Consider the following 13,053-nt stretch of genomic DNA (forward strand, 5'->3'; position numbering starts at 1 on the left):
TTTTCGTAGGAGCGAGCAATGAGTATCAGCGTATTTGATCTGTTTAAAGTTGGAATTGGGCCATCCAGTTCTCATACAGTTGGCCCGATGCGGGCAGCCAGTATTTTTGCTGAAGACTTAGTCAGCCAGCAGTTATTGGAAAGTGTTGAGCGGGTTGAAATTAAATTATATGGCTCGCTCAGTGCGACAGGTGTCGGACACGGGACCGATAAAGCCGTTGTCATGGGGCTGATGGGCTATCAGCCGGATACGATTGATCCTTCGGTAATCGAACCGGCTATCAAAGCGACGATAGAAACGGGAACGTTGCGACTGGCGAAGCAGAAGACCGTTGCTTTTGACTGGAATACCGATCTGCTGTTTATTGATGAAGCTCTGCCATACCATCCGAATGCAATGCATCTGACAACCTACGGAGCAGATGATGCCGTTGTGACGGAAAATACTTATTATTCTATCGGGGGTGGTTTCGTTCTGGACGAAGCGTCGATTCGTGAAACGGAATATGTTACGCCTCAGATTAAACTTCCTTACGAATTCACGACCGCAGAAGAGTTACTTGCAATGTGCCAGAAGAACCAGTTGCGCATTAGTGAGCTGGTCATGAAAAACGAGCAGGCCTGGCGGACGGTGCCGGAAATTCAATCCGGGATTGATCAACTATGGCAGGTAATGCAGGAGTGTATTGCCAACGGTATTGAGCAGGAAGGTATTCTTCCTGGCGGCCTTCAGGTGAAGCGGCGTGCGTCTTCACTTCACCGTTCATTGATGCAGGCTTCCGATGAAAACGTTATATACAGTTCGCTCAGTGGAATGGATTGGGTCAACCTCTATGCACTGGCAGTGAATGAAGAAAATGCAGCAGGTGGGCGGATGGTCACGGCACCGACAAATGGTGCGGCAGGAATTGTACCAGCGGTATTGATGTATCACATGAATTTTCATCCGAAGGCAAAACCGGAAGATGTGAATAAATTCTTTCTGGCAGCCAGTGCCATTGGCGCATTGTGTAAGATGAATGCCTCGATTTCCGGGGCAGAAGTCGGATGTCAGGGTGAAGTCGGGTCTGCCAGTGCCATGGCAGCAGCAGGATTGGCAGAAGTGCTTGGCGGAACCCCGGAACAGGTCGAGAATGCGGCTGAAATCGCTTTGGAGCACAATTTGGGGCTGACCTGTGATCCGGTCGGAGGATTGGTTCAGGTGCCTTGTATTGAACGGAATGCGATTGCAGCCGTGAAATCCATCAATGCTGCTAATATGGCGTTACGCGGTAATGGAGAGCATTTTATTTCACTGGATAAAGTGATCCGGACGATGCGGGATACTGGCCGGGACATGCAGGATAAATATAAAGAAACTTCCCGCGGCGGATTGGCGGTGAATGCTATCGAGTGTTAAGCCGATTCATAGCACCAGTATGGCATTTATATTCACTTATTATTGCAATGAATGTTATGTTGCTGGTGCTTCCATTCTAACTATGAATGTTATCAGATTCTAATCAACATGATGCTGATAGACTTGTATAAATAAAAGCCGTTAAGTTATGCTGAACGCCCCATTTTGATCTGGTCTGATGAGTTGTGTTGGTGCAAATCTCACATTTTATGCAAATTTGTTGCAAAAATTTTCACATTTTAGTGATCAATTTTCCCTTCTAAATCTGCCACAAAGAGCGCTTTGTGGTCCTTCTTTGCTATGTTTGCGACCTCGATCAATTTTTATTACGCCAATAAGTAAATTTTAGGGGGCGGGGTATTTATTTTAAGGTACAAATGTTGCTATTTTGTTGCTGTCTAACATCTATAGTTAGTAAATTGTTAAAACCTCCACAATTACAAAGCAAAATGGAGTCGTGCAATGTCAGTCTTATTAAATAGCTCGCTCAAGAAAGAATATCCGCAAAAGGAAGTCAGCCGTATCGGCTTTTTGTTGTTGAACAACTTTACAATGATCGCGTTGGCGTCAGCTGTTGAACCTCTGAGAATGGCAAACCAGCTTAGTGGTAAAGAGCTGTATGATTGGTATACGATCACAGAAGATGGAGAGCCGGTTTCGGCGAGTGATGGTATTACTGTGACTCCGGATACATCAATTAATGCGGCTCCGAAACTGGACACTCTGATTGTTGTCGGCGGTGTAAATATTACCCGCAGTTATACACGTCGTCAGGTCAGCTGGATTCAGTCTCTGGCTCGTAAGCATGTGTGCCTTGGCGGTGTCTGTACCGGCCCTTATTTACTGGCCGATGCCGGTGTGATGGATGGTTATGAGTGTAGTGCTCACTGGGAATGTATTGCTGCCTTGCAGGAAGCATATCCCAGAGTGACATGCTCGAATCACCTGTTCGTGATTGACCGTGACCGCATGACCAGTACCGGAGGTTCGGTACCGATGGATATGATGATCAATATGATTAAGCGTGATTACGGACATCAGCTGGCCGCGAGTATCTCTGAGATGTTCATTTGCGACAGAATCCGGGGTGAAACGGATTATCAGCGCATTCCGCTCCGCCATGTTCTGGGAACTGCACAGCCCAAACTGGTTGAAGCAATCACACTGATGGAAGCCAATATTGAAGAAACGATCGAGCTGGACGAGCTTGCCGCGTATGTCGGACTTTCCCGCAGACAGCTGGAGCGCCTGTTCCAGAAATATCTTCAGTGTCCGCCATCAAAATACTATCTGAAATTAAGATTATTCAGAGCCAGACAGTTGTTGCGTCAGACATCGATGTCAATTATCGACATCGCAACGGCATGCGGATTTGTATCATCTCCCCATTTCAGTAAGTGTTATCGTATTCATATTGGTATTTCACCAAGAGCCGAACGTCTGGGGCACGGCGAGACCGAACTGGAAAATGTACTACTTGCAACTGAAGTGGTGGAAGATAACCCGGTTCAGGCTGATTTTTCTGTTCTGGATGTTCCCAGCCTCCGTTCGTCACGTGCTTTATATGAAGCGCAATATGAACCGACTTATGGTTCAGTTCTGGTCTGATTTTTCTCTCTTCTTTCTCAAAGGCCGCCGGGTTTGCCCTGCGGCCTTTTTTATCCTGAAAACGACGGCCTGAAAACGACGCTTCAGGTTACGCAAAAGGTGTCCTGAGTGACGTTTTCAGAACACTACTTGGTTGCAGTAATACCTATTCTGAGTACCAAGCTCACAGTGAAATGAATCAGGTGAAAAATGGACTCTAGGGAATTGCATAATGATGCGATCGTTATCGACGGACTCGTGATAGCGAAATGGGATCGTGATTTATTTGAAGATATGCGTAAAGGCGGGATCACTGCTGCAAACTGCACAGTATCAGTCTGGGAAGGCTTTCAGAATACGGTCAATAATATCGTTGAGATGAACAATCTCATTGAAGCAAACAGCGACATCATCACAAAAGTTCGCACAACCGACGATATCCGCCGGGCGAAGCAGGAAGGTAAAACTGGTGTGATGATGGGTTTCCAGAATGCACATGCTTACGAAGATCAGCTCGGTTATGTTCAGGTATTTAAAGACTTGGGTGTTGGTGTCGTTCAGATGTGTTACAACACTCAGAATTTAGTTGGAACCGGTTGTTACGAGCGTGACGGTGGTTTATCCGGTTTCGGTCATGAGATCGTGGCGGAGATGAACCGTGTTGGTGTGATGTGTGACCTTTCCCACGTTGGTGCCAAAACTTCAGAAGAAGTGATCCTGGCGTCGAAAAAACCAGTCTGTTATTCCCACTGTCTGCCGAGCGGACTGAAAGATCATCCACGTAATAAATCCGACCAGGAACTGAAGTTCATCGCCGATCACGGCGGTTTTGTCGGAGTCACAATGTTTGCACCGTTTTTGAAAAACGGTATCCACTCAACAATTGAAGACTACGTTGAAGCAATTGCTTACATATTCAATTTGGTTGGCGAGGACCAAATCGGAATCGGGACCGATTTTACACAAGGTCATGGCCAGCCCTTTTTTGAATGGTTAACTCATGATAAGGGCTACGCACGTCGCCTGACTAACTTTGGCGAGATTATCAACCCGGAAGGTATTCGTACCCTTGGTGAGTTTCCTAACTTAACTGACGCTCTGTTACGGCATGGTTTCACTGAAACCCAGGTCCGGAAAATTATGGGCGAAAACTGGCTACGCGTTTTAGGTGACGTGTGGGGTGAATAATCCACATTCACTGCGTTCAAAATTAAATTAAAAGGAGAATTCGAAATGGGAGTACACGCACCTGAAATGCCAATACTGGTCGATGATGAGACTGGTGTCTGGACAACCGACGCATTGCCAATGCTTTATGTTCCCCGTCACTTCTTCGTCAATAACCATATGGCGATTGAAGAAGAAATGGGTGCAGAACGTTATGCAGAAATCCTCTATAAAGCGGGTTATAAGTCTGCTTACTACTGGTGTGAAAAAGAAGCAGAAGCTCATGGTATCGAAGGCGATGCGGTCTTCGAACATTACATGAAGCGTCTGTCTCAGCGTGGCTGGGGAATTTTCACCATTGAGAGTTTAAATATTGCCGAAGGGACTGCGCGTGTCCGTCTGGATAATTCAGCGTTTGTCTATCAGTACGGCAAAGTAAACCGCAAAGTTGATTATATGTTTACCGGATGGTTTGCCGGAGCGATTGATCAGATCGCCAAAAGCCTGGGTTACACAGTGCAAACCCAAGCAGTACAGGTCCAGAGCGCAGCAGAAGAAGGGTGTGACTACGGTATCTTCGAAGTCTCGCCGCTGGTCTGATAACACATATATAAATACAAAGTACTGATAACTAGAAAGTATTAGTCAAGGAAGACAGCCTTATCCGGTCGGAGATAAGGCTGGTATAGAGGTGAAGCATGTCTCAGTTTGATATTCTGTTCCAACCGTTAAAAATCAATAATCTGACGATTCGTAACCGGATTGTCAGTACCGCTCACGCCGAGGTATACGCAACTGACGGCGGTATGACGACTGATCGCTATGTAAAATATTACGAAGAAAAAGCCAAAGGCGGCTGTGGTCTTTGTATTTGCGGCGGCTCCAGTGTGGTATCTATCGACAGCCCACAAAGCTGGTGGAGTTCGGTCAACCTCTCAACAGACAGAATCATCCCTCATTTCCAGAATCTTGCCGATGCTGTTCATAAGCATGGCGGTAAGATCATGATTCAGATTACCCATATGGGACGTCGTTCGCGCTGGGATGGTGAAAACTGGCCGAACCTGATGTCACCATCGGGCATCCGTGAACCGGTTCACCGCGCAACCTGTAAAACGATTGAAGAAGAAGAGATCTGGCGCGTCGTCGGTGACTTTGCCAAGGCAGCTGTCCGGGCAAAAGAAGGTGGCCTTGATGGTGTAGAACTGTCTGCGGTTCACCAGCATATGATTGACCAGTTCTGGTCTCCTCGGGTGAACAAACGGACTGACCAGTGGGGCGGCACGTTTGAAAACCGGATGCGTTTCGGTATGGAAGTTCTTAAGGCTGTCCGTGAAGCGGTTGGTCCTGATTTTGTGGTTGGTATGCGGATAACCGGTGATGAGTTCCACCCGGACGGCCTTGACCACGAAGAAATGAAAAAAATCGCGGCTTATTATGATGCAACAGGCAAGGTGGACTATTTCGGCGTGGTTGGTTCCGGCTGTGATACACATAATACGCTGGCAAACGTTATTCCGAATATGAGTTATCCGCCGGAGCCGTTCCTGCACCTGGCTGCCGGTATCAAAGAAGTAGTTTCTGTACCTGTAATTCACGCACAGAACATTAAGGATCCGAATCAGGCAAAACGTATTCTTGAAGGTGGTTATGTCGATTTCGTCGGGATGACCCGTGCGCATATTGCCGATCCGCATCTGATTGCCAAAATCAAATTAGGTCAGACTGATCAGATCCGTCAGTGTGTCGGTGCAAACTACTGTATCGACCGTCAGTACATGGGTCTGGACGTTCTGTGTATTCAGAACGCTGCAACATCCCGTGAATATATGGGACTGCCACATATTATCGAAAAAACAACCGGTCCGGTGCGTAAAGTTGTTGTTGTCGGCGGTGGCCCTGGTGGTCTGGAAGCTGCGCGTGTCGCTGCTGAACGTGGTCATCAGGTCACACTGATTGAAAAAGGCGAAGAACTGGGCGGACAGATCACTATCGCGGCGAAAGCTCCACAACGTGATCAGATGGCCGGGATTACCCGCTGGCTGGCGATGGAACTGGATCGTCTGGGCGTGGAAATTATTCTTAATACCGCTGCAAGCGCAGAGATGGTTCGGGAAATGAAACCGGATGTCTGCATTCTGGCAACCGGCGGACGTCCGTTTATCGACCAAAACCCGGAATGGGGCGCGGAAGAAGGTCTGGTTGTTTCCAGCTGGGATATTCTCAACGGTAAAGTTGAACCGGGTAAAAACGTTCTGATTTACGATACGATCTGTGAGTTCTCCGGAATGTCGGCAGCCGATTACCTGACTTCAAAAGGCGCTCTGGTTGAGCTGGTGACCGATGATATTAAACCGGGTGTCGGTATCGGTGGAACAACATTCCCGACTTATTACCGTAGCCTGTATGAGAAAGAAGTCATCATGACCTCTGACCTGATGCTTGAGAAAGTTTACCGTGAAGGAGACAACCTGGTTGCGGTACTGGAAAACGAATATACCGGTCAGAAAGAAGAGCGGGTTGTGGACCAGATCGTGGTTGAAAACGGTATTCGTCCGAACGAAGAACTGTACTACGAGCTGAAAGGCGAGTCGGTCAACAAAGGTCAGATTGATAACGAAGCATTATTTGCTGCTGCACCTCAGCCGGTGTTATCAGAAAGTGGCAATGGCATGATCCTGTGGCGTTTAGGTGATTGTGTGTCACAACGTAACACCCACGCTGCGATCTACGACGCATTACGCCTGTGTAAAGATCTCTAAGGAGGTGCCTATGAACCTTGAATGGTTGCTTCCCATTTTAGTTGTAACCGCCAGCGTGCTGGCGGTTCTTGGAATGGTAAGACGTATCCGCATGTGGTTGCGGGGACAGGCATCCCCGGTTTCCATCATCGGTGGCTTGATGTCAATGCCCCGGCGTTATCTGGTCGATCTGCACCATGTAGTCGCCCGGGATAAAGTCATGTCAAACACGCACGTCGCGACGGCGGGTGGGTTTGTCCTTTCAGTATTGCTTATCTTTGCTGTTCACGTCTTTGGTGTTGCCAAAGAAATTCTCTCGTACGTGTTACTTGCTTCTCTGGCGCTGATGTTTACGGGAGCGCTGTTTGTTTTCCGTCGTCGTCTGAACCCACCTTCGAGATTGTCGAAAGGCCCGTGGATGCGTCTGCCGAAAAGCCTACTGATGTTTTCAGTCAGCTTCTTTATCATGACACTGCCGGTTTCTGGTGTGTTACCGGAGCAGTTCAGTCACTGGGCAATTGTTGCTGTGTTATTGGTTGCGATTATCTGGGGCATGGGCGAAATGTTTTTCGGCATGGGCTGGGGCGGTCCGATGAAGCACGCTTTTGCTGGTGCGCTGCATCTGGCATTTCACCGCAGACCGGAGCGTTTTGGCGGTGGTCGCTCAACCGGGCTGAAACCTGTTGATCTTGAAGCCGGTAAACTCGGTGTCGAGAATCCATCTGATTTCAAATGGAACCAGTTACTGGGATTTGATGCCTGTGTGCAGTGCGGTAAGTGTGAAGCGATGTGTCCTGCATTTGCGGCCGGTCAGCCGCTGAACCCGAAAAAACTGATTCAGGATATGGTCGTCGGACTAGCTGGTGGTACTGATCAGCGTTATGCCGGTAGTCCGTATCCGGGGAAAGAAGTCGGTCATGCAAAGGGCGACCCGCATCAACCGATCGTCGGTGGCGTACTGAATTCAGAAACACTCTGGTCCTGTACAACCTGTCGTTCCTGTGTGGAAGAGTGTCCGATGATGATTGAACACGTGGACGCGATTGTCGACATGCGTCGCTTCCTGACACTGGAAAAAGGACAGACACCGGAAAAAGGCGTCGAGGTTCTGGAAAACCTGATCTACACCGATAACCCGGGTGGTTACGCCCCACAGCGTCGTTCACACTGGGCTGCGGATCAGTCACTGAATCTGATGTCTGATGTGAAAAGAGCGGATGTACTGTTCTGGGTATCCGATGGCGCGTTTGATATGCGTAGCCAGCGTATTCTCAAATCTTTTGTACAAATACTCAAGGCTGCCAAGATCGACGTTGCCATTCTGGGTGATGAAGAACTGGACAGCGGCGATGTTGCCCGCCGGTTAGGTGACGATGCAACTTTCCAGCGCCTGGCGCGCCGGAACATCGAAACACTGGAAAAGTATGAGTTCAACTGTATCGTGACTACCGATCCTCATGCATTCCACTGTCTGAAAAACGAATATCCGGATTTCTATCCGGAAGGGAAGTCACCGCAATATCAGGTCTGGCATCACACCACGTTTATCAATCAACTGGTTGAAAAAGGTCTGATCCATCTGCGTCCTTATCAGGGTGGCAAAGTGACTTACCATGATCCTTGTTATCTCGGTCGCTATAACGGTGAATACGATTCACCTCGCTCAGTCCTGACACAACTGGGGATTGAAGTGAGTGAAATGGAGCGGTCCGGATTCCGTTCACGTTGCTGTGGCGGTGGCGGTGGCGCACCGATTACCGATATTCCGGGAGAGCGCCGGATCGCAGACATGCGTATGGATGACATCCGGGAAACCGGGGCAGAACTGGTTGCCGTCGGTTGTCAGCAGTGTACGGCCATGCTTGAAGGTGTGGTTGAGCCAAGACCTGAAGTGAAAGATATCGCTGAGCTGGTCGCAGAAGCATTACTCGAAGAGAGTGAGGCAGATTTGGCAGGTGCCGGTGTATGGACACCGGGTACTCAGGCTGAAACGGTGTAGGAGAGAGCTATGAGTGAAATAATTGTACGCCGTGATCGCCGCGTCGAATGGATTATGCGTAACCGGCTTCATCCACAACATGACAGCTTTGTCACTCAGCCGGCAGAGGAGAGAGGCCCGAGCGGCCTTATCCGCCGCTATCCGCACCGGGTCGGTTTTATCGGCCCTAACGGAATCAAACGGATCGATCGTCTGCATGGCAGTGGTGCACCGTCATTCTCCGTACGTTCTCAGGGTGCCTCAGCAGAAGTTCAGTTGCCGTTACATACGGTCGCTGAGCCCGAATATTACATTGTTGTTGTCCCTGATATGCCGGGAGGCCGTTTAAGCAGCCATGACCGGGATGTATTAGGACAGGCACATCAACTGGTGCAGCAACATGGCGGAGCCGGTGCAGTGATGGCGGTTGTCTTTGGCACGCATCGTGAAACTCAGTTTGATACTGCCGGTGCTGACCGATTGCTGAATCTTTCCGGTGAAATCTATGAAGGTTACTGTCCTGAGCAGAAAGCCGCCGCATTAAGTCAGGTTGAAGCTGAATATTCACCGAAGCACTGGTTGTTCCCGGATAGCATTTCCGGTGGCTTTGAACTGGGTGCACGTCTGACGGCATTGATCGGTGAACGTCCGGCGACACAGGCCTGGCAGGTCAATTCGGAAGAGACGGTCTGCCGTGCAGCCGGAGGCCGAAGCGATATTAAGCGTGCCACACCCAGATGTCTGCTTCTGGCAGAAGAGTGTGCCCCACAAATTGATGAAACACGTCACGAAGCACTGGAAGTTCAGCTTCAGGAAGCAACACCAATTCAGACCTCAATTGAAGACTTGGGACAGGTTGCAATTGATCCACAGTCCGTACCGCTGACGGAAGCAGAATTCATCCTTTCTGCCGGTAACGGGATTCACGACTGGGATCAGTTCCATCATGCTGCGCAGGTACTTGGTGCCACTGAAGGGGCAAGCCGTGTGGCGGTGGATAACGGATTCATGCCACGTTTCAGACAGGTTGGTGCAACCGGTTCCTGGGTGACGGCCCGTGTTTATCTTGCTGTTGGTATCAGTGGTGCGATTCAGCACTTACAGGGAATTGGTGGTTGCGACAAAGTGATTGCAGTCAATACCGATCCCGGATGCGACATGGTTAAACGGGCTGATCTGAGTGTGATTGCTGACAGTAACGAGCTGCTGGCGGCACTGATTACTCTGATTGAAGGCCACCAGAAAGAGGAGCTGAAGGATGCAGCCTAGTTCACCGAAATCATTAGTTGTTAAAACACTTGTCTCGATTGGTGCTCATCCCGACTCTGGTCGTCCGCGTCGTGCGATGACAGATTCCAGAGCCGTGGAACTGGCACTGAATCTGCCAGACAGTGAACTGGAAGTTGTTCATGCCGGTGACCCGCATCATCCGGCCCTCGGTTATTACAGTGGTATGGGATTATCCCGTATTCGCGTTTTGGCACAGGAACCTCAGGCAGATGCCGTTGACACTTTAGCTCAGTACTTTCAGGAAGAGATGCCTGATATCGTGCTGACGGGAACACGGGCCGAGAGCGGAGAATCGTCAGGGTTATTACCCTTCTTTCTCGCTCAGCGGCTTCAGTGTCCGGTTGTCATGGGTATTGCAGAAATTATCTCTGTTGAAAACGGGCAGGCCAAAGTGCTTCAGGCTTTACCCCGGGGACAGAGAAGAGCTCTGACCGTTCCTTTGCCTTTTGTTGCCAGCGTAGATATGGCGGCACAGCTTCCAAGGCAGAGTGCTTTCGGAATTGCCCGCCGTGCGCAGATTGACGTAAGTAAGGTCGACAGTGTGACACTCGATAATGAGTGGATGAATTGGGAGGAAACACCGGCGAAACCGAAAGTTAAACGTTTGAAGGTGGTGAAAGCCAAAACGGCAGCAGACAGGTTCAAAGCCGCGACTGCAAAAACGGCGTCTTCAGGTGGTCAGGTCATCAAAGATCAGCCAGTCAGTGACATGGCTAAGGCGGTTTTTGATTTGTTGCTTGAAGAAGGCGTCATTCGTCAGAAATAGCGAGCTCATCCGGTGGCAGGGATTTACCGGATGAAAAGCGAACGTCTGTACATATCGTAGACAGATGGAATTCATGAGGGATCAAATGAAAACGATAGTAGATTCTCCAAAACGTCGAAAGCCCGTATCGCGTCTTAAGTATGACACGGATTATTGTGTCGGGCAGGATAACGTCAAGATCTGGGGGTTGGATATTCACAACCCCGTATTCGGTATCAGTGTTGGTTTGATACTGTTATTTATTATCCTCACATTAGGTTTTCCTGAAGGAGCAAAAGCAGTACTGACACAGGCACGGAGCTGGTCAATCAATCACTTTGACTGGCTGTTTATGGCGGGTTGTAACCTGTTTGTGCTCTTTTGTCTGGTTCTGCTGGTCTTACCGGTCGGTAAAATCCGTCTTGGTGGGGTCAATGCAACACCGGAATTTTCGACTTTATCCTGGTTCAGTATGCTTTTTGCTGCGGGAATGGGGATTGGGCTGATGTTCTGGAGTGTTGCCGAACCGGTTGCTTATTATACCGACTGGTACGGTACGCCGCTGAATGTTGCGCCACGAACCGAAGATGGCAAAGTATTGGCACTGAGTGCCACAATGTACCACTGGGGATTGCATCCATGGGCTATTTACGCAGTTGTCGGTCTGGCACTTGCATTTTTTGCCTATAACAAAGGATTACCTCTGACCATTCGTTCTGTATTCTATCCGGTTCTCGGAAAACGTTGCTGGGGAACAATGGGGAACATCATTGATATCCTTGCTGTTCTGGCGACAATTTTCGGTCTGGCAACCTCTTTAGGTTTTGGTGCACAGCAGGCTGCCGGTGGTCTCAGCCATCTTTTTGGTATTAGTAATGGTCTCGGGACACAGATTGCCTTTATTGTTGTCGTCACTATGATTGCAATTATTTCTGTTTCCCGCGGGCTTGATGGTGGCGTGAAAATACTCAGTAATATCAACATGCTGATGGCAGCTGCTTTGATTGCATTGCTGATCATCATCGGTCCGACAATGGAAATCTTCAAGACCGTCGGGACTATTACCCGTGGTTACGCCGAAAATTTCATTCCGCTGTCAAACTGGATTGGCCGGGAAGATACAGACTGGTTCCATGGCTGGACAGTTTTCTACTGGGCATGGTGGGTTTCATGGTCACCATTTGTCGGTATGTTTATCGCCCGGGTTTCCAAAGGACGTACGGTGCGTGAATTTATCACCGCAGTACTGCTGATTCCTGCACTGGTTACAGTGATCTGGATGAGTGTGATGGGTGGTACGGCGATTGAGCAGGCAACAACAGGTGTCGGCGAACTGGCCAACGGTATCACTGATGTTTCTAAAGCGATGTTCCAGATGTTTGATAATCTGCCGATGACATCCTTGCTTTCCGTCATGGGGATTGCACTGGTACTGCTGTTTTTCGTGACGTCATCGGACTCTGGTTCTTTGGTTATCGATAGCATTACCGCCGGCGGTAAAACTGATGTTCCGACCGCACAACGTGTACTATGGGCTTCACTGGAAGGCGTCATTGCCATCGCACTATTACTGGGCGGAGGCGATCAGGCTCTGACAGCATTGCAGGCCGGTGCGATAACAACCGGACTTCCGTTTACTCTGGTTCTGATTGTGATGTGCTGGAGTCTGTACCGGGGTCTTGCGACAGAGAAACATTTGTATTAGAGAAACATTTGTATTAAGACACTGGTGCTGAGAATATACACACTTAATATATTTGTACGAACGTGCTTTGACATGTAATGAAATCAGGGTTCAGTATCTGAACCCTGATTGTTCCACACCAAGGAGAGAAATAATGATGTATGCCGAACTGGTTGATATGGACGATTTCACTTTTATGATGGGGAAGTTTGGGATTGCCGCCAGTAACGAAGAAACCGATTGTGATAAGCTCAAAGTACAAATAAAGGCTTGGTTAAATCAGGCAGATGAAAAGGAGTTGCGCTCTTTCTGGGAAACCATCGATCGGATTGAAGACGATGGCATTCTATTGCCGGATGTTGAAAATATTATTTGCTGGAGCCGTCAGCTTGATCTTCCCCGGTAGCAATAGTTATATTTTTCTATCATTCGCGCAAAGGCCTCATCAGAGGTCTTTTTGTTT

10 protein-coding genes are annotated in these 13,053 nt (G+C 48.9%); all 10 read left to right on the top strand.

Annotation, left to right across the window (positions count from 1 at the left end; translation table 11 throughout):
- Positions 1-18 precede the first annotated feature (18 nt).
- The 10 genes from OCU74_RS07490 to OCU74_RS07535 all read left to right on the top strand — a co-directional run bounded on the left by OCU74_RS07490 (position 19) and on the right by OCU74_RS07535 (position 12,996).
- Positions 19-1,398 carry an L-serine ammonia-lyase gene (locus OCU74_RS07490; RefSeq protein ID WP_087479128.1) on the top strand — a complete coding sequence of 460 codons (1,380 nt, stop codon included), beginning with the start codon at positions 19-21 and terminating at the stop codon, positions 1,396-1,398.
- Positions 1,399-1,860: 462 nt separating this feature from the next.
- Positions 1,861-3,006 carry a choline metabolism transcriptional regulator GbdR gene (gene gbdR, locus OCU74_RS07495; protein WP_087479129.1) on the top strand — a complete coding sequence of 382 codons (1,146 nt, stop codon included), beginning with the start codon at positions 1,861-1,863 and terminating at the stop codon, positions 3,004-3,006.
- A gap of 189 nt (positions 3,007-3,195) precedes the next feature.
- Positions 3,196-4,173 carry a dipeptidase gene (locus tag OCU74_RS07500; protein WP_087479130.1) on the top strand — a complete coding sequence of 326 codons (978 nt, stop codon included), beginning with the start codon at positions 3,196-3,198 and terminating at the stop codon, positions 4,171-4,173.
- A 45-nt stretch (positions 4,174-4,218) separates the two neighbouring features.
- Positions 4,219-4,752: a DUF5943 domain-containing protein gene (locus OCU74_RS07505; RefSeq protein ID WP_087479131.1), complete on the top strand. Its 534-nt coding sequence runs from the start codon at positions 4,219-4,221 to the stop codon at positions 4,750-4,752.
- Between the two features lie 98 nt (positions 4,753-4,850).
- A complete protein-coding gene (gene dgcA / locus OCU74_RS07510; protein ID WP_087479132.1) occupies positions 4,851-6,914 on the top strand; it encodes a dimethylglycine demethylation protein DgcA in 2,064 nt (687 codons plus the stop codon).
- 10 nt (positions 6,915-6,924) lie between these two features.
- Complete coding sequence (locus OCU74_RS07515) at positions 6,925-8,892, top strand: (Fe-S)-binding protein (protein WP_087479133.1); 1,968 nt, start codon at positions 6,925-6,927, stop codon at positions 8,890-8,892.
- 9 nt (positions 8,893-8,901) lie between these two features.
- Positions 8,902-10,140 (top strand): electron transfer flavoprotein subunit alpha, encoded by a 1,239-nt coding sequence (gene etfA / locus OCU74_RS07520; RefSeq protein WP_087479134.1) that lies wholly within the window; start codon positions 8,902-8,904, stop codon positions 10,138-10,140.
- Complete coding sequence (etfB, locus tag OCU74_RS07525) at positions 10,130-10,927, top strand: electron transfer flavoprotein subunit beta (RefSeq protein WP_087479135.1); 798 nt, start codon at positions 10,130-10,132, stop codon at positions 10,925-10,927. Before etfA ends, etfB begins: the two co-directional genes overlap by 11 nt.
- Positions 10,928-11,012: 85 nt before the next feature.
- Positions 11,013-12,611 carry a BCCT family transporter gene (locus OCU74_RS07530; protein ID WP_087479136.1) on the top strand — a complete coding sequence of 533 codons (1,599 nt, stop codon included), beginning with the start codon at positions 11,013-11,015 and terminating at the stop codon, positions 12,609-12,611.
- Between the two features lie 133 nt (positions 12,612-12,744).
- Complete coding sequence (locus OCU74_RS07535) at positions 12,745-12,996, top strand: hypothetical protein (RefSeq protein ID WP_087479137.1); 252 nt, start codon at positions 12,745-12,747, stop codon at positions 12,994-12,996.
- Positions 12,997-13,053: the final 57 nt, after the last annotated feature.

It is taken from the genome of Vibrio mangrovi (genome assembly GCF_024346955.1).
GTDB lineage: Bacteria > Pseudomonadota > Gammaproteobacteria > Enterobacterales > Vibrionaceae > Vibrio > Vibrio mangrovi.